This is a genomic window from Brumimicrobium aurantiacum, assembly GCF_003402975.1.
GTDB classification, from domain to species: Bacteria; Bacteroidota; Bacteroidia; order Flavobacteriales_D; family Crocinitomicaceae; genus Brumimicrobium; species Brumimicrobium aurantiacum.
This window is the reverse complement of the sequence record NZ_QURB01000005.1, coordinates 145563-168545: the sequence shown is the minus strand read 5'-3', so window position 1 is coordinate 168545 and position 22983 is coordinate 145563. Positions and strand designations below refer to the sequence as shown.

The following is a 22983-nucleotide window of genomic DNA, read 5'->3' as shown; positions in this document are numbered from 1 at the left end:
ACGAATTACGAATTGCTTGAATTGAACTTTTCATTCATTACAATTAATTCTTCATTTTTAATTCTTCATTCACTTAAGGTAAACCCTTGCTACTCTTTTGTTTATACTTGTCATTACTTCGTATGGAATCGTATTTAATCGTTTTGAAAACGTTTTAATCGTTATATTTTCTCCAATAATTTCGACTTCATCACCTGCCTGACAATTTGTGTTTGAAACATCAACCATGGTCATATCCATACAAACATTTCCAACCACAGGACAACTAACCCCATTAATGAAAACTGCGCCAACGCCATTGCTTAAACTCCTTCTGAAGCCATCGGCATAACCAATTCTTAGCGTAGCAATTTCCATAGCTTTTTCGGCTTTAAAAGTGCGACCATATCCAACTGTTTCACCTGCATTCAGGGATTTAATTTGAGAAATTGTTGTTTTCCATTGAATTGAAGGCAATAGTCCATCATCTTCAGAAGTGGACGTGTATCCAAAAACGCCAATTCCCAAACGTACCATGTCAAACGCAGCGATATTTCCAAATTTACTGGTTCCTTCACTATTGAGAATGTGAAATAATATTGAATCGTCGTTCAAACCTTGCTCAAATTCATTTTTCATAGCCTTGAATCTTTCGATCTGTTGCAGTGTATATCCAGGATCTGTATTGTCTGCATCAGCCAAATGAGAGTAAACTGATTTTACTTTGACTTCCGGACTTTGTTTTAATTTCTCAATTAATTCTTGAAGGTCTTCAGGGTAAAACCCAAGTCGATTCATTCCTGTTTCAACCGTAATGTGAATTGGATAATCTGTAATATTGTCTTCGCTTAATCGCTTACAAAAAGCTTCTAATTGTCTTATCGAGAAAAGAGAAGGTTCTAAATTAAAGCGAATCACATCTTCAAATGCATCCATTTCTGTGTTCATAATGAGAATCGGTAATTTAATCCCGTTTTCCCTCAATGTTGTTCCTTCATCAGTATAAGCAACACCCAAATAATCGATTCCTAATTGTTGCAAGAAATGCGGAATATTCATATCACCTGTTCCATAAGAGGAAGCTTTTACCATTACCAATGTTTTGGTGTTTTCAGGAAGCTTTTTTTGCAAAGTCGAGACATTGTGTTCTATTGATTTCAAATCAAATTCTACCCAAGTTTCGTGCTTTCTATTTTTAAAAAGTTGAACTGTTTCTTTTAAGTTAGAGCGATAAGATCCTTTAAAAAGAATACTTGCATCTTTAACTTTCAAGAGTTCCTTTGGAATGGAGTTGTCTTCTATAATGAATAATTGTGTAGGTTGGTAACTGTTCACAACTTCTAGAATGGCTTTTCTGCGGTTTTCATCAACATAAGATAAGTCAAGTACCACAATTTTATCCTTCCGTTCATCTGAAGAGAATTGATAGGAGAGGGCTTGTTCTAATGCGTCAATATCAATATTGTAAGAATCATTGATGATGAGGTTATTATCTTGTCCTTCGAAAACTTCCATTCTGTTGGATAAAACAGGAAGTTGATCAGCTTTCTTTTTTAATTCTTCTTTTTGAACGCCAAGAAATGCCGCAACATGCATCGCTATGATTCTGTTGTTTGCATAAGATAACTGTGTGAAATCGACTGCATTCCATTCGTTCACATCAATGAGTTCAGCATTAATTTTATTACGACGCAATGCGCTCTTATGTTCGGTAAGTGTAAAGGTAATGTTGGTGTATTTGAACAATTTCAAGTGTTCTGCAGCATGCATTTTTTGCGATTCAAAATTATCGGCATAATAATGTCCTACACCAGTATATATCCCTAAAGCTGGAGAAACCATGTCTTCGATAAACTCCATTTCATTCGGATGAGATATATCAACTTCGATAATTGCAAAATCATGTTCGTCGGTCATTTCGAGTAAAGAAATGGCAACGCCAATTTGAGAATTGTAGCTTTTTGGACTTCTTACAATATTGAATTCTTCAGAAAGCAAGAAGTAAAGCCATTCTTTAATGGTTGTTTTTCCTAAACTTCCAGTAATTGCAAGTACAGGGTAAGAGAATTGATTTCTATGATATTTGGCTACTTGTTGAAGAGCGCGTAATGTGTTTTCAACCGTAATCACAATTGCATCACTTGGAAGTTGAACAGCTTCACTTACCACAAAAGTTCTAATGCCTTTATCGTATGCTGTTTCAACAAAATCATGTCCATTTCTTCTGTCACTTAAGGCAAAAAACACACCGTTTCTGCTGGTGTTAATTAAACGTGTATCGTAGTAAATAACATCAACAATTTGGGAAGAATCTTGATTCGAAGATCCTCCAATAACTTCGATGAGTTTTGAATGTGAAAGGTTTAATTTCAATGTTTTATTTTGTTATAACAAGCACGGCAAAGCGGTTCGTATTCTTCTACTGCACCCACAAGTACTTGTTCTGTTTGTTTTGTCTTTCGGTGTGAAAATTGAGCTAAATTACCACAAGACATGCAGATAGCATGAACTTTTGTGACATATTCTGCAGAAGCCATCAGAAATGGCATTGGTCCGAAAGGATTTGCTTTAAAATCCATATCCAAACCAGCACAAATTACACGTACCCCGCGTGAAGCCAAATGATTTGCAATTTCAACGATTTCATCATCAAAAAACTGAGCTTCATCAATGGCTACGATGCGTTCTTTCTTCCAGTGTTCTAAAATTTCTTTCGACGAATCCACTTGAATTGCTTCAAAACTTTCACCATTATGACTCACCACACTTTCTTCACTATAGCGTTTGTCGATACGTGGTTTAAACAAAAGCAACTCTTGTCCCGCAAAATTGATACGTCTTAAACGTCTAATTAATTCTTCTGTTTTACCAGAAAACATGGAGCCACAAATGACTTCAATCCATCCTCTACGTTGACCATCTTCGGGAAATTGCTCTAAAAACATACGCTACATTTGATTTCCTACAAAAATATAAAGTTGAGAAAGCTATCCCAGTTTTTAAGGAAGAAGAAAATGAAAAGTTATGAACGAAAGAAATATTATACAACACTTTTTTGAAAGAGAACAACACTAATCAATTAAATTGAATTTTCCATATTGATTTCGCACGTTTTGCCATTTCCTTTTGACGTCTAATAATTGTATCTTCGTTCCATTCTTCGTAATTTGTTGCAAGCTTTTTTGTGGTTTTGAATTCACTGATTCTAAAAACCTCTTGCTTTTCTTGAAAAAGGACGTTTTTTAAATTGTTGTTTTTCGATTTCTCTAAGAGAGTTAAATTGCCTAATCTATATTTTGATCTTAAGATCTCCTCATCTGACACATCCCATTGTTCGCTTGGGTTTTCTGGCATTATGTGTTCAATGGAATTTCTGTCACTGTTTACATCATAATCAGTCCCACTTATGTCATTTTCTATTTTTGTGAGCACATATTTAATGATCCTCCTGTTTCTAGCCGTATTTCTTAGTTCTTTATTCGCAAAGTCTATTTCGAACTCATCATCTTTAGGGTATATTGTTTCAAAATCACTTTTGTTAAAGTCAGAATTTGTTGAAATGAAATTTGCGATTTTATTAAATACAATTTCTTGATCATTTGGATTTAAACCTCCAATTATATTATATCGAAAATAAATAATTGAACATATTTTGAGTATTTTATTAAACTGTGGAGTTTTTAATTTGTCATAAGCTGCAATTAAAAGTGAAGTTGGTTGTTTAGCTCCAAAAAGTTTTAATTCCTCTATTAATTCTCTGGCATTTTTATTCTCATTCCAAAGTTCGTCATTTGGATTTTTTAGAGCAATGAATATGTCAGCTTTATGTGTTAGTTCTCTCAGTAAACTAAAAACCTCTTCTTTACTATTGATACTTTTCTTGATTGTTTTAAATAAATCATTTTTTCTGGTTGTTTTGTTTCGGCTATTCCAATAGTATCTTAAAAATTCAGGTAATTTTTCACTTCCTAGTTTGCTCAATATCTCATTCCATAGCGTTTCGAGTTGATTAAATTCTTCATCATGCGCCCCATCGCTATCTACAATTGAAAAAAGATAATTCTTTAATAAGTCAGATGATGACAATTGAACACCTCTTGCATTGAGGGTTTCAAAAACCTTGTATGCATTGAGTTCGTCTCCAACCGTAATAACAGTAAAGAAAAGTTTATCTACGATTTTATCTATAAAAGATGATAATTCTTCACCAGTAGTGAATCGTTTTGATAATTTATTAAAAAACCACTCAAAACATCCTCGCATCAATTTCTCAGAGGAATTTGTTCCCCTTTGAGGTATATACTCTAATGGTACAATATATGTCTTGTAAAACTTATCATTGTTTCTGTTAAGTTTTAGTTTGTTTCTTGGAACTAAGGTTACTGGATCTAAGTAACCAATATAGCTGTTTTGAATTTGTTCTTTCCTTAGTTGATTTTTATCGGCATCAATTCCTTTGTCAACTAATTCTTTTAATTTCTTGATTGCAGCAATTATTAATAAACTCATTGTTGTAATTCGCTGTTGCCCATCAATTATTCTATGTGTTTTTTGATCAGAGGTTTGAAGCACTAGATATCCCATGTAATGCGAAGTCTCAATATCATCATATAATGCTTCAAGATCTTGCCATAAATCATCCCAATGTTCATTCTCCCATGAATAGTCTCTTTGAAATTTTGGCACTTCATAAGTCAAACCATTTCCAAGAATTTTACGAAATGTCAATGTAGATGTATCTTTAATGCCTTCCATGTTAAAGGTTTTTTATATCGTTATTACTTCTGATTTGTAAAGATAAACATTTTAGTATTCCTTGCTTTTTAGGTAATACAATATCTCATTGTTTAAAAATCTTTCTGTAGACGTTGATCATTAAATAAACCACTTAGGTTCGAAAAAGCATCATTACTTTGTGATTGATTACTGCTCATAAGGACAATTTACAAGTGCAGCTTGATAGACTGTAGAGAATTGCTCTTGTTCCTCTGGAGAAGTGTATTTTTGCTGAAGTTGCTTTGCAAGTTTATCTGCTTTCTTCCTATAGGCATTACTGCGATTTAAAGCGGTTCTGTCGCCTTCTTCTACTTTTCTTAAAACATTAATGGCCTTACAATGTAAGTCGACGAGTTTTTCAACCTCTTCTTTTAAATCAAGCTTGATAATTGAACTTTTTTGGACCTTTTGACCATTCTCTAGTGATGTATCGCTAGAACAACGAATCATAAATAACAAAACACAAACTGATAGACCAGCAAATAAAAATTGTTTACCCATTTTCATAAAGATTTATTGAATATGCGAAATTAGAAAATAGCGTGCCTTTAAAGTATAACATTTGCACTTTTCGAAGATGAGTTTTGTCATCTTTAGTTATAGAATAAGCAATAACTAAAAAGCTTCTTCGGTGTTAAATTGTTTTATTTTGCTTCATTTGCTCCTCTCTAAATTTCGAGGGGGATTTTTTTACTATTTTCTTAAATGCTTTACTAAAATATCCAGGATCTTCATAACCAACTTTCCAAGCGACTTCGGCAACGCTATAACCTTCTAGTATAAGTTCCTTAGCCTTTTCTATTCGAGCAGTTTTAATGAGTGCAGCTGGTGTTTGATTAATTAAAGCCTTGATTTTTCTTGTTAATTGACTATTTGACAGACACATTTCATCCGCCAAGTCGTTGACCCCATATAACACCTTATCTAAGTTAGTACTTATTGTTGTTTCAATTTTTTCAATAAACTCTTTATCTAATTTACTGAGAGATTTAAACGATTTTTCTTTAGAAATTTTGGTAGCGTGTGAAAAAGCCCTTTTTAAAGCTGATTTTAGCTTTAATATATTTTTGATCCTAAGTCTAAGTTCTTTAATTGAAAAAGGCTTTGTGAGATAATCATCAGCTCCTATTTCTAGACCTTCGATTTTATCATCAAACGAACTTTTGGCAGTGAGTAATATTATCGGAATATGTGAAGTTAACATATTCTCTTTTAGGTTTCTAACCAAGGAAACACCATCTAATTTAGGCATCATGATATCACTAATGATGAGGTCTGGAAGATACTCTTGCGCTAGTTCTACTCCAGTTTTACCATTATCTGCTTCTAAATATTGATACTGATTTCCAATATTTTGGGTGATGAGTTTTCGTATTTCAAGATGATCTTCAATAACTAAAACAATTGGTTTATCTTTGTTTAATACGTCTTTTTCTGACTTTTCTATTGATTCAAATGGCTGTTCACTATGTGTTGGTGCGTTTATTACGTCATCCGTTTTGACTTCATTGGACAATAGTCTTTGCGCTTCCTTATTAGATTTAAGTCGAACAATAAAAGTTGCACCTTTTCCCTCTTGCGTTTCTATTTTTACCATACCACCATGCAATAAGGCCATTTCTTTTACCATTGCTAGACCTATTCCCGATCCTTCATACGTCTTTTGACGGGTCTGGTTAGCTTGATAGAAGCGATCAAAAATAAACTCAGTATGTTCTTTTGCAACGCCAACCCCTGTATCAATAACTTTTATTTCAATAAATTCAGTGCCCTCATTGTGCAATTCTACATTTACTTGACCATTTTTTGGGGTAAACTTTAATGCGTTAGATAATAGATTCGATAAAATTGATTTTATAGCCTCTTCAGAATAAATAAAATCTTCCTCCTTGAAGTTGGAGTCTGTCAGGTTTTTAAAATTGAGATCAATATTCTTTTGATGGAAATAAGAATAAAAGAGATTTAGCGTTGTATTTATAAAATCAATTAACCCCCCATTTTGGGTAAATTCTAATTGATATTGTTTGTTTTCGATTTTTGATAGTTTCATGAGCTGGTTGATAAGCGCTAATAAATTATTACATGAATCTTGAATTTCCTTGAAATGTTCTTCTAGACCTTCATTTTTATGCCTTTCACTTAATATTTCAATATTACCTTTAATTAAACTTAATGGAGTTCTGAATTCATGCGTTATATTGGTGAGGAATCTGGATTTGAATTCTTCCATTTTTTCAAGTTCATCAACCCTTTGTTTTTGAAGCTTTACATTCTTCTTTTCAAGTTTTATGTTTTTTCTATTCAAAAAGTAAAGTCGGATAAACACAAGAAATAAAATGACGGCCACAGCAAGGCCGATAAATAAATAGTTTCGTCTTGATTTTTCCTGCTCTAATTTTGCTTTTGCTATCGCTTCTCTCTTTTCTTGTTCATATTGGTTTATTGTTTTGCTTGTTAAGTATATGTTCTTATCAACTGCTTTAGAAAAATGAGCGTACTTTTTATAATGTTGAAGAGCTATATCATTGTTGCCATAAACCTCTTCTACATGAGATAGATTTTTGTAAATAAACGGTAATTGTTCTGTTATTTTAGAATTCAAACAAAAGTTTAGGGCCTTCATTAATATGTTTTTACCATTGTGGTGCTGGCCTTGATGGATGAAGCTAGCTGCAACAAGAATTTCAGCTTCCATTGAGGCATAACTTAAGTTTAATTTTTTAGCATAACCTTGACTTTCTTTGGCAAAATCAATCGCTTTATCAAATTGTTCAATCTCAAAATATAGTTTTGCAAGTTCTAGGGTAATATCTGATTTTTCTTTTGAATTATCAATAGTTTTAACAGCGTCAAAAGCGTTTAAGAGCAATTGTTCTGCTTTCTTATAGTTTCCTTGAGCAAGATAAATCTCTCCGTCCTTTCTTGTGGTAATTACATCAATAAGTCGATTCTTTTCATGTTTATAGAGTTCCTTATTGCGCTGATTATATTGAAAAGCTAAGTCAAAACTTCCAATGTCTTTATAAATATCAGAAATCTTACTATTGGTGAGTTTTTCTCCAGATTTATTCTTATCTATTTGATAATGTTTAGCCGCAATTATATAATGTTGAACAGCATTGAGTCTATCGCCAATCTCTAAATAACATAAACCAATATTTCCGGCTGCTAATGCTATTCGATGATTTACATTAATGGTCTTAAAGATGTTGAGTGCTAACTTGAAATGATAAATAGCTTTTTCATAATCTCTTTTCCAATAATAAGTGTAGCCCATTAAATCGTAGAAAAAACCTATTCTTATAGAATCTTGGTGTTTCTTACTAATTGCCAGACCTTTTTGATAATAATGTAAGGCTTCAACAGTATCTTTGAGTTGAATACTATTCTGACCCATGAAACGATAAATAAACCCCAACTCTTCTTCTTGATGGTTATTTTGTAAACTTATCTCAGCTAAAAGCAATGTTTTTTGAGACTTTTCAAATAGACCTTGATCAAAATATATAGAACCAAGAGATGAAAGTGCTGAAGATTCTGCTTTTTTAAAGTTATGATTTTTCGCAAAATGCATAGCTGACTCAGCTATCGATATTGCTGTGTCAAATTGTTTTATGGTAGAATACAGTCGGGCAAGTTCAGCCAGTTGAAAAGCATAGTCAGCATTTTTTTTATCAGGGTCGATCTCTTTTTCAAGTTTTCTGATCTTATTTACTTGAATAGGTTCAAACACGTTCTCTTGGGCGAAGAGATTAAAAACAAAGAAAACGAGCGAAATTATGAGCAGGATGGATTTTGTCAAAATCTACATTTTTTGATCTACAAAAGTAAGTATAGTAATTTATATTTTTTGATATAAAACATGAAAATAAAGGTGATAAAAGAATCGCGCCTAATTACTTGAAAGTCATTTTGGTTGGGGTTTTTATAAAAATACAATGCGTTAAAATCACCAATTAATGACGAAAAATCACCCCATTGACAACTGTAATTAGAGGTAGTTTTGCGGCACTGTTTAATTTAAAAATTGATGAAATGAAAAAGGTATTTTTAGTAATGGCATTGGGAAGCTTCACGTTGTTTACTACATCCTGTCTAAAGAAAGAACAAGGATGTTACACCCAAAATGGTGGTTTATTATACACTGAAGAACAGCACAAAGCTGACGCAGCAGAAAATGGAAACCAGTATGGTTTTGTTGAACAATGTGAGGCATTGGGTGGAAAAGTTCAAGAAATTGATTAATAATTATTAACCTATCACTATCGTCCGTCTTAAACTTGAGTTTAAGGCGGATTTTTATTTAGAATGAGTTTTGTCAAGTCCTTTAATAATCTGTATCGGTTATTTAGGACTTGACATATGTTTAATTGCCTAGTTACCCAATCATCTCAATTGTCAAACCATTTTCGTCTTTTGTAACTTTAGCCAATCCATTTTTGGTTAGACCTTTCACGCCTTTGTCCCATTTTTTATTACTCAATCCTGCTTTTTCTTTCAACACATTAAGGTCCATAGATTGTTCCTTAGCTAATAAATCAAAGATTAATTGTTCGTCTTCTTTTAACTCAGGACCTTTTTTTGCTCCGAAGTTTTCTGGTTTCATTTGTGGGAAGAAAAGTACTTCTTGAATTGCTGGATTATCTGTTAAATACATAATCAAACGGTCCATTCCAATTCCTAATCCAGAGGTTGGTGGCATTCCGTATTCCAATGCACGTAAGAAATCTTGATCAATTAATCCTGTTGCTTCATCATCTCCTTTTTGTGCCAAACGAACTTGTTCCTCAAAACGTTCTCTTTGGTCAATTGGGTCATTCAACTCTGAATAGGCATTGGCAATTTCTTTTCCTCCTATCATCAACTCAAAACGCTCTGTCAATTCTGGATCATCACGGTGTGACTTACACAATGGAGACATTTCTTTTGGATAGTCGATAATGAATGTTGGTTGAATGTAGTTTCCTTCACATTTTTCGCCAAAAATTTCATCAATAAGCTTTCCTTTCCCCATTGTTTCATCAACTTCTAGCCCAAGATTTTTACACGCTTGTCTTATTTCGTCTTCTGATTTTCCTTTGATGTCAAAACCTGTAAAATCAATAATTGACTGACGCATTGTAACACGTGCATAAGGTGCTTTAAAGTCAATTTCTTGACCATTGAAAGTGTTTTTTGTTGAGCCGTTTACTGCTACAGCACAATGTTCGAGTAAGTTTTCTGTAAACTCCATCATCCAGTTGTAATCTTTGTAAGGAACATAGATTTCCATTACCGTAAACTCTGGGTTGTGTGTTCTGTCCATTCCTTCGTTACGGAAGTTTTTAGAAAATTCATACACACCATCAAATCCACCAACGATTAAACGTTTTAAGTACAATTCGTTCGCGATACGCATGTACAATGGAATGTCTAATGCGTTATGGTGAGAAATAAACGGACGAGCTGCTGCACCACCAGGAATTGGCTGTAAAACTGGAGTTTCCACTTCCATATAGCCAGCTTCGTTGAAGTAGTTACGCATTGCTGTGTAAAGCTTACTTCGTTTAACAAAAACTTCTTTTACATTTGGATTCACTACCAAATCAACATAACGTTGACGGTAGCGCATTTCAGGATCTGTAAATGCATCATGTACGTTTCCTTCCGCATCTGTTTTAGGAAGCGGTAATGGTCGTAATGCTTTAGAAAGCATTGTAAACTCTGAAACTTTAACAGAGATTTCTCCAACTTTAGTTTTAAATACTTTTCCTTTGATTCCGATAAAATCTCCTAAGTCAAGTAATTTTTTAAACACATCGTTGTAAAGTGTTTTATCTTCTCCGGGACAAATTTCATCACGGTTAAAGTATACTTGAATTCTTCCAGTATCATCTTGTAAATCTCCAAAAGATGCTTTCCCTTGAATTTTACGACGCATTAATCTACCTGCAATCACAACTTCCTTGTCTTCTTCAAAGTTGTCCTTTATCTGTTTGGCTTTGTCCTTCACAGGATATAAGGCTGCTGGATAAGGATCGATACCTTGTTCACGTAATTTGGTCAACGTTGCTCTACGTTGTACTTCTTGATCAGACAATTCTGGATTGCTCATAGCTTAATTAATTAACCGATTTAAAAAATTACTGCACAATGCAGTTGATAAGGTGCAAAGATAAGAAATCGTATTTAGTCAAAAAGAAAAAAGGTTTTGAATTATTGACAAAAAAAAGCGGACCCAATTGAGTCCGCTTTAACGATTACTTTTAGGATTGTATTATTTGATAATCAATCTTTTTACTTGTTTTGATCCACCAATGTTTACACTAACAAGGTAAATACCAGCTTCAACATTAGAAGTGTTGATCATCACTAGATTTTTTCCTGTGTTTGCATGAACTGTATTTGATTGGATTGTTTGTCCCATCATATTGGTTAAAGTAACATTTACGTTCTGACTGTTTTCCAATGAGAAAGTCACGTTTGCTTCTTCGTCAGCTGGATTAGGATAAACATTAAATGCTTTGATTAATCCTTCGTCTTCAACTGATAATGGTTCGTCTTCTTCAGAACCTTCATAGATGTTTATGTCATCTAAATATAAGTTGTTACCGCCATCAGACTCAAATTGGAATTTAAATCTAAAATTACTTGTCCAATATGCAGAAGTGATGTTTGTCATGTGAACAGTTACCCATTCTTCTTGTGAAGAAGGTGTCCATCCACTTGTATAAGTTAGTTCAGAAATACCATCTCCTCTTAGTGTTTTCCTAGTTGTCCAGTTATCACCACAATTGTTTGAAATCAATACTCTTAACCATTCGTCGTTTGAGTCAGATCTTTTTCTGTATGCGTAACGGAAACTTAAAGTTGTTTCAGTTGCTACTGGAGATAAATCTATTGGGTTAGAAATTAATTCGTCAATGTTTCCAGCTACTTGACCAAAGTTACTCAATACGACTGAGTTTGAACCTGTATAACCAGCGCTTGTAGAAATGTCAAATCTAGCATTACTACCTTGATCAGCAACGTTCCAGAAAGAATTTGTCAATGAATTCATTCCTTCAAAGCTTTCCATTACAGGAAGTGTTGCTGGTGTTGGAAGTACAGTGATGTATCCAGTTTTAGTTTCTGTTCTAGAGTTAGAACCATCATCAGCTGTAAGAGAAACTTCGTATGTTCCTGGTGTGTTGTAGGTAACAGAAGGGTTTTGACTTGTTGATGTAGAAGGGCTACCTCCTGAGAAAGTCCATGACCAACCTGTTGGTCCACTGTAAGAAAGGTCTTGGAAGTTGACAGTTCCTCCAGCACAAACTTCTAATCTGTCAGCCATAAAATCTGCTTGACACATTACGTCTGGAAGATTAACTCCTGTAGCCGTTAAATTGGCTGCAGAATGTACATTGTTTCTACCACCAACTGAGTTGTCTAGAGCAGCATGCATACGTGCTTTTTGGCCATTTGTAAACATTTTAGAACAATAAGAATACTCCATGAAGTTTTCTACGTTATCTAAAGATCCACATGAAGTACCATTCGTATTACAAGTTGTCCATCCAATTGTTTGAGGAGTGTCGGCTACACCATCGTCATCATTACAATTAGAAGCTAGTCCTGGATCGTTAGTTCCTCCCCAAGTGTGAGGTAAGTCTAGCCAGTGTCCTACTTCATGCGTTAAAGTGTGTGTTCCTGAAGAAGATGAAGTTCCTATACTACCTACATAGTTGTGTAGAACGTGAATACCATTGTTCATTGTCGTTCCTGTAAAACCAGAATTACTTGGTCTGTATGTGTATCCAGCAGCTCCTCCAATGTCCTTAGCAACAAAAATGTTGATGTATTTATTACCAGGCCAGTTTCCGTGTTGTGCTTGAACAGCTGCAATTCTATCTGTTCCACTTCCACCATTTGTAATAGAAGAATATGTTCTTGTTATTCCATTTGTACAGTTGCCATTGTTGTCAAGTTTCGCCAATTTAAATTCGATTTCAACATCGGCAACGATTGGCAAAAATTGAGAATTTACAAAAGACCAAGTTGCGTTACTCTTTTGATAATCTTCATTCATGTGGTTTAAGGCATTCATCACTTGCTCATTCGAAATGTTTTCTGGACCGCCTTCATGGATAATATGGAAAACTACTGGAAGCGTATATTGAATCGCTCTTTGATTTCCATTGTTTGAAGTTAATAAATGTGGATTGTTGTCAATGTATTCCTGAATGTCTAGCTGATATTCAGCTTGTTCTTCTTCGTATTCTGCTCTTTCGGAAGGTGACAAGGTAGACAAGTACTCTTGTGTCTTTTCAACAGTATGACAAGGGTGAACCTCTTGCGCTTGACTTGTTGAAAAAGCACCTATAAATAACGTTAACGAAAGTAATATTTTCTTCATAATTAATTTATATGTTTTTAGCGATGGTAATGTACAGATAATATTCTGGCTACCACAATGCATGTTTTAAATAGTCTTTTTCATTGATTGAGTGGTTTACTCATTGAAAATGACAAAGTCTTAAACGTAAAACTATGTAATTTTGTTCAAATGATAAATTTCAAAGGGAGTTGATTTTGGTGTTAAATTCCTTTTATATTTGAATCCTAAAGCCTAAGTGTTTGTTATTTAGCTAAATATATGTGTATGGGCTAGGAGATGTATATAGGATGCTTGAGTTTTCTTTCATTTGTTAATTCTCTTTTAAATTGCTGTTAAACAAAAAAAGCCATTTCTTTCGAAACGGCTTTTCTGTCTAATTGAGTTTTGACTATTGTGCTCCAGTCATATTTTTAGGAACAACCCATTCGTCATACTCTTCACTTGTTAAATACCCTAGTTCTAAAGCAGACTCTTTAAGTGTGATTCCTTTTTCGTGTGCATTTCCTGCAATTTCAGCTGCTTTGTAATATCCTATCTTTGTATTTAAAGCAGTAACAAGCATTAATGAGTTGTTTACTAATTCATCAATACGTTTTTGATTTGGTTCAATTCCTGCTGCACAGTTGTCTGCAAACGAAACACAAGCTTCTCCAATTAATCGAGCAGATTGAAGTACGTTTGCTGCCATCATTGGTTTGAAAACGTTCAATTCATAGTGTCCTTGTGTTCCGCCAACTGTTATTGCAACATCATTCCCCATTACTTGTGCAGCAACCATAGTAATTGCTTCTGCTTGTGTTGGGTTTACTTTTCCTGGCATAATTGAGGATCCTGGTTCATTTGCTGGGATAATGATTTCTCCAATTCCAGAGCGCGGTCCTGAAGCCATCATTCGAATGTCATTTGCAATTTTGTTGATAGAAACGGCCAATTGCTTTAGTGCTCCGTGTGTTTCAACTAATGCGTCGTGAGCTGCTAAAGCCTCAAATTTGTTTCCTGCAGTAACAAAAGGTAAACCTGTAAACTCTGCAATTTTATTTGCTACCAATTCCGAATATCCTTTTGGTGTATTGATTCCTGTTCCTACAGCAGTTCCACCTAATGCAATTTCTGAAAGATGAGCCATTGTGTTGTCTAGTGCTTTTAAACCATGGTCTAATTGCGCAACGTATCCTGAAAACTCTTGTCCTAATGTAAGTGGTGTAGCATCCATTAAGTGAGTTCGTCCAATTTTTACAACATCAGCAAATGCTTTTGCTTTTTGGTCTAAAATATCACGTAAGTGTTTCACTCCTGGTACAGTTGTTTCAACAATACGCTTGTAAATAGCGATGTGCATTCCTGTAGGGAAAGTATCGTTTGAAGACTGAGATTTATTTACATCGTCATTCGGAGCCAAAGTTCTTTCTCCTTCGCCCAGTTTTTTTCCTTCTATAACATGTCCTCTGTTGGCGATAACTTCATTCGTGTTCATGTTTGATTGCGTTCCAGAACCTGTTTGCCAGATTACCAATGGAAATTGATCATCGTGTTGACCATCTATGATTTCATCACAAACTTTTGAAATCAAATCACGTTTTTCTTCTGATAAAACACCTAATTCACAGTTAGTGTGAGCGGCAGCTTTCTTTAAATAAGCGAAACCATAAACAATTTCTAAAGGCATTGAAGCTTCTGGTCCAATTTTAAAATTGTTTCTAGAACGCTCAGTTTGAGCACCCCAATACTTGTCAGCAGGTACTTTTACCTCACCCATCGTGTCTTTTTCTATTCTATATTCCATAGGATATCGTTTTATATTGATTTATTTTTTTATTTTTACGGCGTACTTTACAATAATAGTTTACAAAAATAATATATCATGAGTATTTTCGGTATTGTTATGTTTCTTTTAATTGGGGGAATGGCCTTTTGGTTGTTAATTTTCCTTATGGCTTTCGTAATTCCATATTGGATTACATTAGGTGCAATTGAGCAATTGCGTCCAAAGAAAATTTTTGAAGAAGATCAAGAGACAGTTTAAATCCTGTTTTTAGAAAGTAATGCTACTGGGAATTCATTGAATTCCCTTTTTTTGTTGGTTTTTATTCAATTTTATAACTAAAAAACATAGCAAATTCCTAGGAAGATTATTCCTAGGATTTTAACTGATGATTTTCAATAGAATTATTTAGAAATCCAGAGGTTTGGATTTAATTGACTCACAGAATTTCCTTTGACATGATGTACTTCAAAGTGAGCTACAGAAATATCGTTTGAGGGATTCGGTAACAAAGAACCAATCTTGGTTTTTGTATCTACCATACTTCCTTTTGTAACATATACATCTTGTAGATTAGAGTATACCGTTCTGTAATTTCCGTGTTTAATGATTACTACCTTTCCTGCCCCAGGAATGTTAATTACACTGGTTACCTCACCTTTATATACCGCAAGAACATTTGCGTTTCGTGGTGTACTAATATCAACTCCGTTGTTTTGAGTATAAACGTTTGGTAAACTCGGATGCTTATTTTTACCATAATTTTGTGTTATGGTTCCTTTTTCTACTGGCCAAGGTAGCTTTCCTTTGTTTGATGCGAAATCTTTTCCAATAAGGACATTTTCTGCAGTTAAAGAGAAATCTTTTTCTTTCGGTTTTTCCGCTTCTACTGTAGGTGTATTTGCAGCATTTTTCGCTTCCTCTGCTTTTCTTCTTGCTTCTGCTTCACGACGCTCTTTTTCAATTCGTGCTCTTTCAGCTGCAATTTCTCTTTGAATCGCTGCGGCAATTTCTTGTTTTAATTTCTCTTTCGCTTTTTCTTGTTGTTTTAGTTCTTTCAACAATTCATCTTCTTGTTCTTTAAAACGCTTGTAAATTTTTTCCTTTTCCTTTTTGGTTTTGATGATTTCTGCACGTTCAATTTTCTTTTGTTCAGCCAATTGAAGTTGTTGTGCTCTTTCTTCATCCAGCGCAATGATTTCTTCTTCTAACAAAACAGTATTTTGTTGTATTAAACGCATCTGTTTTTTCTGAATTTCCGCTAACTTTTCGAGGTATAACTTTCTCTTTAATGCTTCTTCAACTGTCTTGGCACTAAAAATAAACATTAAGTCACCATATTTATTTCGTTTCTTATAGGCATAAAGTAATAAATCAGCATACTGTTTTTTTAGCCTTTCAATTTCAGCATTAAGTTCTTGTATTCTTCCTTCCTTCTGTTCAATTTTTAATTCCGACGAACGGATTTGGTTATCAATATTGCGAAGTAATTGCTCTCTGTATTGAACTTGTCTTTCAATAAGGTTGACTTCTTCAAGTGATAACTTGGTGTTTTTCTTACTTTTCTCAAGTAAGTCTTTGGTGGTAGAAATCTGCTTTTCTAAAGCTTTTTGCTCATTTTTTAGCCGTTGAGATCCTGGTTGAGACCACAATGGTGTCGACATAAAAGAAGTAACAATAAGCAATAAAAATAGAATTTTACTCACACCTTTCATATTTGCTTGGAATTGATAAGTATAACACTCTTGGGTCATTTACACTCGTTTTATTGTACTCGAAATTAATGAACAGATTGTCGTTTGGGGTGTCTACAGTGATGTCTCCTTCTAAAGGAATACTATAACCGTTAACCATTTCTCTTTCGTAATAATTAACGCTAATTGTTGTTGAATCTTGTGGACTGTCGATAATCATTTTCTTTAATGATTTGGTGTCTTCTGTCATGAAATACCGAACATTTACATCATCATCCCCATCAAGTTTTCTTATTTCTCTTTTAGAAAGCATAGATACGACATAGTTGTATGGGTCTTTTACTTGTTGATATTCTATAGAAGAATCCCAGGCAATAGGCATTCCAAGAATCAATTCTTCAATGTTTTCATGTTTAAAATCAACACCAAATGTCGTTTTAAGGTAATTCATGTCTTCCTTCATATAACAATTGTTTCTTTTATCAACCATTGTTAAGGTGTCGGGAGTGACCATTGTATTGTAAATCGGAATTCTAGCAAATGTAATTAATGCGTGTAAAGCACTGTCTGTTCTCATTCGAATTGAAGTTTTGAATGAAACATTGTATTTGCTATCTGAATATTTGGAGCTCAATTTTGTATAGAAATGCTCAGGTCGTTGCTTTGAAAGACTATCCAATCGGTTGATCAACACTTCTTCTTTTACCTTTGGTAATTTGACAGTATTTTCTACCTCTGCATTCTTTTTTGTTCCACAAGCTGTAAAAAATAATGCGAGTGCAAAAAAGAAAATATATTTAGTAATATTTTGGAGCATATAGTTTTTCTTCGTTTATCTTTTTAGTTAAATTTTTGTTCCTTGATTCATTGGTTAAAGCCATGTTCCAGGCTTCTTTGGCTTTGTTGATTGATTCTTTTTTGAAATACAAGTCTCCAAGTAAATCATAAAGTTCAGCATTGTTTGAAAGTGTTTTAATACCGTCTTCTAGTATATCAATTCCTTCTTTTAGTTCTCCTTTGTGCATTGCCAATTTTGCTTTTGCAATGTAGAAATCTGTGCTTTGACTTTCTGGTGGAATGGTTGATAGTAATTCTTGTGCAACCTCCGTAGCAATATTGGCTTCGCTTAAGCATCGCGCATAGCTTAATGGAATGCTTACCTCTTTTTTATTGTCACTCAATGCTTTTTCAAAGGCCAAAATACCTTTTTTATATTCCTTTTTATAGAAGAAAATCTCTCCTTTACGCATCGAAAATAAGGCCTCACGTTGTGTGTCGTCTAAAATGTAAATCTCTCCTCCAGCAAGTAGTTGCATCGCCTCATCAGGTTTATCTAGTTTTAAGGCACCCTCAGCTGTGAAAAAGTAAAGAGATGGTAGACTAGGGAAATATTCAAGTGCCGTTTTACCATCATCATAAAGTGCTTGAAAATCATTGAAAACTGTAGCGATAATCAAGACCCTATGCCAAGCATCATAATTTTCAGGATTGTCTTTAGCGGATTGGCGTGCAATAGTTAATGCCTTTTTTGAATCTCCTTGATTAATAAGTGCATTGACATATTGTTCGGCTGTTTCAACATCTTTTGGGTGAGATTCGAATAATGATTTAGCCGCGGTTAATCGAATTTCATCATCTTTTTTAGTGACTTCCCTGATTTGATTCAGTACAGTTAATTTCTCTTTAACACTAATATTTTGACTTTCGATAATAGGAAGTGTGAGCTCAAGAAATTTGCTGAATTTTTCTTGTTCATAAAGGTCATTGGCCAAGGCTAGTTGCGCAGTTTTATTTGTTGGATTTTCTTCTGCTAATGTCTTTATGAGTTCTTTTGCTTTTTCTTCTTCACCTTGACTTTTGTAAAAATGTACAATATTATCGATGACATCTTTATTGTTTGGATATTCTGATTTGAGTTTTAAAAGCGTTTCCTCAGCTTTGTCAAATTGCTTTAGCTCAACATATAAGTCGGCCTTCATATTCATCAATTCAGGAACAATCCCAGCTTGATCTTGAAGCGTATTTAATTCGTCTATTGCTAGTTCATAAGCCTTGTTATAAATCAAAATTTTACTGTAGCCATAGCGAATATCCAAATTCCTAGGTTCTTTTTCAATTAATGATTTAAACAAAAGTTCAGCTTCTTCGAAATTAGCTCTTTCAAAATGAGTGAAAGCCAATTCCTGTAAATACGCAATGTTAGAAGAGTCTATGGCGTAGGCTTTTTTTAAATTACGTAAGGCAACAGAAGCATTGTTCTCTTTTTTTGCGATTTCAGCCAATGCAAAATATACTGCATCATCATCTTGTTTTATAGTTAAACAATTGTCTAAGAGTCGTTTTGCTTCTTCGTAATTACCCGACATTTTTTCACGAACTGCTTCGTGAAACTGTTCGATATAAGGATAGTTTTTTGAAGATAGGGATTCAATATCATCTATAGCTTGCTCCTTCAATGACTCTTCCTTTTGTGAAAAGGAGTGCGTCACTGTAAGCAGAACTAAAGATGATATGAAGACTAGTTTTTTCATTAAATATCCATTGTGGTATAATCACCAACGCTTAAATTGTGAGGTGTTTTTCTAATATTTGCTTTATTTCCAATCATTGAATCTTTCAACGTAATGTTTTCAATCAATGAATCAGCTTGAATAATTGTGTTTTTAATAACGCTTCCATTCACCTCTGTATTGGCTCCAATAGAAACATGTGGACCAACAACGCTGTCGTTTAAAACAACATTCTTGCCAATAAAACACGGTGGAATAATCACACTGTTGTTGATTTTAGCTGAAGGGTCAACTAAATCAGCATTTTTCTCCTGATCAAAATTCAAGATGTTTTTATTTGCATCAACAGTTACAACTTTGTTTCCACAGTCTAACCATGCGTTAACTTTTCCAGGTTTAAAGATTTTACCTTTTTCAGTTAATCTTCTCAAAGCATCTGGCAATTGATATTCACCACCTTTGATGATGTCATTTTCAATTAAGTAATTCAATTCTGTTTTTAAATCGGCAGCTTCTTTGAAATAGTAGATTCCAATCATGGCTAAGTCAGAAACGAAAGTTTGTGGTTTTTCAACAAAGTCAACGATTTCTTCCTTGTCATTCATTTTAATTACACCGAAAGCGCTTGGGTCTTCAATTTGTTTTACCCATAAAATTCCATCATCATTTGGATCGATTTTGAAATCTGCTTTGAAAAGTGTGTCAGCAAATGCTACAACAACAGGACCGTCAAGCTTTTCCTCTGCACATAAAACAGCATGAGCCGTTCCAAGAGGTTCTGTTTGGTGATAAATGCTTCCTTTTGCGCCAAGACTTTCAGCTACAGCGATTAATTCTTTTTCTGCTTCTTCACCAAAATCACCAATAACAAAAGCTATTTCGTCAATTGGTTCGCTACAAACACCTGCGATATCTTCAACAAGTCTGTGAACGATTGGTTTTCCACCAACAGGTACAAGTGGTTTTGGTACTGTTAAGGTGTGTGGTCTTAAGCGAGAACCTCTTCCCGCCATTGGTACGATTATTTTCATGATTTATTTTTTTCCTGTACTTCCAAATCCGCCTTCTCCGCGGTCGGTTTCTGTTAATTCTACTGTGTCAATAAATTCAGCTTGTTTTACTTTTGAAAAAACAAGTTGAGCAATTCTATCACCATCTTCAATTACAAAGGGTTCTTGTGAAAGGTTCACTAAAACGACTCCAATCTCTCCGCGATAATCTGCATCGATAGTTCCAGGACTATTGAGTACTGTAATACCATGTTTGATTGCTAATCCACTTCTTGGACGAACTTGTGCTTCATACTTTTCTGGAATTTCCATAAACAAACCTGTTTTGATTAAGGTTCTTTCCAATGATTGTAGTGTGAATGGCTCGTCGATATTTGCACGTAAATCTACTCCAGCAGAAGCCTTAGTTTCGTATTTTGGCAAATCGTGTTTTGAACGATTAATGATTTTAACTTTCATTTATTTTCTTTTGTAAATTAAAAAGATGTTTTGTGCTCAAACAAATTTATATAATCTTCAAAAGTAGCTTTTTTTCCTGACATTCTTGGTGAATCGTTGGGTTTTATTGAAGGCAATAATCAATTGCAGGATTTAAAGAAAAAAGTTGTTTATTGTTTGTAACCTATTGCTGTTTATTGTGTTATAAATTAAAACCTTTATTATGAAAATAGCAGCCATCTTTTTTTTAGTGATTTTTACCATCTCATTTAATGTTAATTCAAAATCCAACATCAACGTTTTTGACGCCATAAAAAATAATCAAATTGAATTAGCAGCTACTTCTAACGGGAATCATTCTGGAGAAGCCATCATATTAAAAATTAACAAGCTTGGGAGATTGTCAGGTATTGTGATTCCAGCAGGAACCCGATTTATTAGTGAGAATGGGGAAGATCAAGATTTAATCACAGTAGAGGAGGAGTTAATAGTCTTGAAAAATGGAAGTACTGAACATATAATCAAAGGGTTTTGTGTTCAACAAGATAACCTCTCTCCATCAGAAGGAAGTAGTTTTTATTTGGCCAAAGAGGGAAATGATCAGTTAATTAAACTGGCGAATTATCTCGATGGAAAATCAATAGAGGATAATATTATTCAAACTGCAGTTTGGGCTGTATCAGATGATATGAATGTATCAGGAATTCATAATGATGAAGCATCTGTTGATGCTTTGCGTGAATACGTTTGTTCAATTACTGGAAAGGAAAATGTATGGTACAATTCAGATCCTTCTTATTCGATTGACGCCAATAGAAATATTGTTCAAGAGATGACAAAAGTAGAAGGTATGCTTGATTATATTGTGTCTAATACTGGTCTTCTAAAAATGGAAATTTGTAAAGAAAATGGAGATGTACACAGAACCTTAAATGGTGGTTCCCCTATTTCAAGAACAGGGAATTATAGTTTCAAATTTTCACTGAAAGTTAAAGGATGGGAAAGCGGAAATTATAGTGTTCAGCTTAGAATAGGTGATAAAGTGATTCACAAAAAAGAGTTTGTAATCGTGTAACTAATTATTACTTGCTTTTTTTCTCCCAGAAGAATAACTTATTATAGTATTTCTGAAATACTTCAATGTATTTTACAAAGTAGGTAAAAACCAAAATAAATCCAATAGCACCAACGATAGAAAACCACGGGGATAGATTTCTATCTATATAAGTGCTGAGTCCAAAACCAAACAATCCATTGTATAAAATGATGACATGAACAATGTAGATTGAAAGTGTGTTTTGTCCAATTTTAATGAATAAATCGTAATTCCAATTGACCAGCTTTACGGTGGTAATGACTACACCAATAAAAAGCAACAAATGGCCCAATGCATTTAACGTAAAGGTAGGGAAAAGGTAAGTTTTATCACCTGTGAAAAGTGTGTATGCGATGATGGATATTCCTAGAATTCCAGATACAATGGGTATACTCCAATTTTTGAGATAAGCAAATTTTCGGTGATACAACACGCGTAAATAACGTTTGTGCTTGCCAAGGAAAATGATGAGTGCCAAAACCCACATTACTTGACCAAAACGTGCAAAGAGATAACCTAATCCGTAGCATGGTCTGCCGCCAAGTTGCAATAATATGGGTTGGAGAAAACCAAGAATTAAATCAGAACAAACATTTAAGAATAAACCAGAAATAAATAGAATTAAGGTAAAACGGTGCGTGTAAACTTGACCAGGGTTTTTACTCACGTAGGCTCCAAGCATTGCTCCTAAAAGAACAAAACCAACCCACGGAAATAAAGCGAAAATCGATTTAAATGAGCGGTCGTCTGAAGTGACAACAAATATGTTTTCAATTATTTCTGGAAAACCTGACCAATCTAAGGCATAAATTGTTGGGCGCAAAATAAAGGCTAAAGCACCAAAAATACCAAGCCACCACGTTAAGGGAACCACTTTTATGATGCGTTGCAATCCATAAAGTAAAATGACGGTAATCAACGAAGCTCCGATACATTGTAAAACGTGAAATATATAAACATAACCGCTAAAAGTATAGGATCCATTTTCGTCTAATCCTTTAATTAGATAGAACAAATTCAATTGCAAAGCATATCCCCAAAGGATCAGTTTTACTCCTCTGGTGAGTCCTTTTTTTACCCTTATGTTCTTGAAAAAGGGTTCTTTTTTTCTGACTAAAAGATAGGTGAAAACTAAACCAGAAACCGTGAAGAAAAGTGGAGCTGTAAGTCCTCTGGTAAAACGCCAAATGTCATAAAGAAATATGTCATTTCCACGGTGGTTTTCTGTGAGTGCCATTACAATAAAATGACCTTCTAACATCATCAATATTGCGATAGAACGTGCAATATCAATAAAAACTAAACGATTATGAACTTTTTGCTTTGCCAACTTTTAGAAATAATAAGGTGCAAAGATAATCT

General features: G+C 34.1%; 17 protein-coding genes. 3 read left to right on the top strand and 14 right to left on the bottom strand.

Going from position 1 to position 22983, the window contains the following annotated elements; translation table 11 throughout:
- Nucleotides 1-69: 69 nt before the first annotated feature.
- The 5 genes from alr to DXU93_RS09420 form a co-directional block, all read right to left on the bottom strand.
- Nucleotides 70-2352 (bottom strand): alanine racemase, encoded by a 2283-nt coding sequence (alr, locus tag DXU93_RS09440; RefSeq protein WP_116881037.1) that lies wholly within the window; start codon nucleotides 2350-2352, stop codon nucleotides 70-72.
- Nucleotides 2349-2924, bottom strand: a complete 576-nt coding sequence (locus DXU93_RS09435; RefSeq protein WP_116881036.1) for a thymidine kinase — start codon at nucleotides 2922-2924, stop codon at nucleotides 2349-2351. The genes alr and DXU93_RS09435 overlap by 4 nt, the downstream gene beginning before the upstream one ends.
- Nucleotides 2925-3054: 130 nt before the next feature.
- A complete protein-coding gene (locus tag DXU93_RS09430; RefSeq protein WP_116881035.1) occupies nucleotides 3055-4734 on the bottom strand; it encodes a DUF262 domain-containing protein in 1680 nt (559 codons plus the stop codon).
- A gap of 168 nt (nucleotides 4735-4902) precedes the next feature.
- The gene (locus DXU93_RS09425; RefSeq protein WP_123776102.1) at nucleotides 4903-5256 is read right to left on the bottom strand and encodes a hypothetical protein; all 354 of its coding nucleotides are present in this window, start codon (nucleotides 5254-5256) and stop codon (nucleotides 4903-4905) included.
- A 133-nt stretch (nucleotides 5257-5389) separates the two neighbouring features.
- Entirely contained in the window at nucleotides 5390-8557 is a 3168-nt protein-coding gene (locus tag DXU93_RS09420; protein ID WP_116881033.1) for a hybrid sensor histidine kinase/response regulator transcription factor, read from the bottom strand.
- A 233-nt stretch (nucleotides 8558-8790) separates the two neighbouring features.
- Between DXU93_RS09420 and DXU93_RS09415 the strand changes: the two genes are divergently transcribed.
- Nucleotides 8791-9000: a hypothetical protein gene (locus DXU93_RS09415; protein WP_116881032.1), complete on the top strand. Its 210-nt coding sequence runs from the start codon at nucleotides 8791-8793 to the stop codon at nucleotides 8998-9000.
- Between the two features lie 133 nt (nucleotides 9001-9133).
- On the opposite strand, the gene lysS is transcribed toward DXU93_RS09415, so the two are convergent.
- The 3 genes from lysS to fumC all read right to left on the bottom strand — a co-directional run bounded on the left by lysS (nucleotide 9134) and on the right by fumC (nucleotide 14894).
- Nucleotides 9134-10849, bottom strand: a complete 1716-nt coding sequence (gene lysS, locus DXU93_RS09410) for a lysine--tRNA ligase (RefSeq protein ID WP_116881031.1) — start codon at nucleotides 10847-10849, stop codon at nucleotides 9134-9136.
- A 162-nt stretch (nucleotides 10850-11011) separates the two neighbouring features.
- Entirely contained in the window at nucleotides 11012-13129 is a 2118-nt protein-coding gene (locus tag DXU93_RS09405; protein WP_165851379.1) for a M43 family zinc metalloprotease, read from the bottom strand.
- Nucleotides 13130-13499: 370 nt separating this feature from the next.
- Nucleotides 13500-14894: a class II fumarate hydratase gene (gene fumC / locus DXU93_RS09400; protein ID WP_116881029.1), complete on the bottom strand. Its 1395-nt coding sequence runs from the start codon at nucleotides 14892-14894 to the stop codon at nucleotides 13500-13502.
- Between the two features lie 78 nt (nucleotides 14895-14972).
- Between fumC and DXU93_RS15050 the strand changes: the two genes are divergently transcribed.
- On the top strand, nucleotides 14973-15134 hold the full coding sequence (locus DXU93_RS15050) for a hypothetical protein (protein ID WP_165851378.1): 162 nt from the start codon (nucleotides 14973-14975) through the stop codon (nucleotides 15132-15134).
- 143 nt (nucleotides 15135-15277) lie between these two features.
- Here DXU93_RS15050 and DXU93_RS09395 read toward each other — a convergent pair whose 3' ends face one another.
- Genes DXU93_RS09395 through dut form a run of 5 tightly spaced genes read right to left on the bottom strand, consistent with a single transcriptional unit; the run spans nucleotide 15278 to nucleotide 20546 of the window.
- Nucleotides 15278-16627 (bottom strand): murein hydrolase activator EnvC family protein, encoded by a 1350-nt coding sequence (locus DXU93_RS09395; protein ID WP_116881028.1) that lies wholly within the window; start codon nucleotides 16625-16627, stop codon nucleotides 15278-15280.
- A complete protein-coding gene (locus DXU93_RS09390) occupies nucleotides 16572-17384 on the bottom strand; it encodes a DUF4292 domain-containing protein (protein WP_116881027.1) in 813 nt (270 codons plus the stop codon). Before DXU93_RS09390 ends, DXU93_RS09395 begins: the two co-directional genes overlap by 56 nt.
- Nucleotides 17365-19098, bottom strand: a complete 1734-nt coding sequence (locus DXU93_RS09385) for a tetratricopeptide repeat protein (protein ID WP_116881026.1) — start codon at nucleotides 19096-19098, stop codon at nucleotides 17365-17367. Before DXU93_RS09385 ends, DXU93_RS09390 begins: the two co-directional genes overlap by 20 nt.
- Nucleotides 19098-20108 (bottom strand): sugar phosphate nucleotidyltransferase, encoded by a 1011-nt coding sequence (locus DXU93_RS09380; protein ID WP_116881025.1) that lies wholly within the window; start codon nucleotides 20106-20108, stop codon nucleotides 19098-19100. Before DXU93_RS09380 ends, DXU93_RS09385 begins: the two co-directional genes overlap by 1 nt.
- A gap of 3 nt (nucleotides 20109-20111) precedes the next feature.
- Nucleotides 20112-20546, bottom strand: a complete 435-nt coding sequence (gene dut / locus DXU93_RS09375; protein WP_116881024.1) for a dUTP diphosphatase — start codon at nucleotides 20544-20546, stop codon at nucleotides 20112-20114.
- Nucleotides 20547-20748: 202 nt separating this feature from the next.
- Here dut and DXU93_RS09370 point away from each other — a divergent pair, with 202 nt between their 5' ends.
- Nucleotides 20749-21600 (top strand): hypothetical protein, encoded by an 852-nt coding sequence (locus DXU93_RS09370; protein WP_116881023.1) that lies wholly within the window; start codon nucleotides 20749-20751, stop codon nucleotides 21598-21600.
- Between the two features lie 7 nt (nucleotides 21601-21607).
- On the opposite strand, the gene DXU93_RS09365 is transcribed toward DXU93_RS09370, so the two are convergent.
- Nucleotides 21608-22951: a heparan-alpha-glucosaminide N-acetyltransferase domain-containing protein gene (locus DXU93_RS09365; RefSeq protein ID WP_116881022.1), complete on the bottom strand. Its 1344-nt coding sequence runs from the start codon at nucleotides 22949-22951 to the stop codon at nucleotides 21608-21610.
- Nucleotides 22952-22983 lie beyond the last annotated feature (32 nt).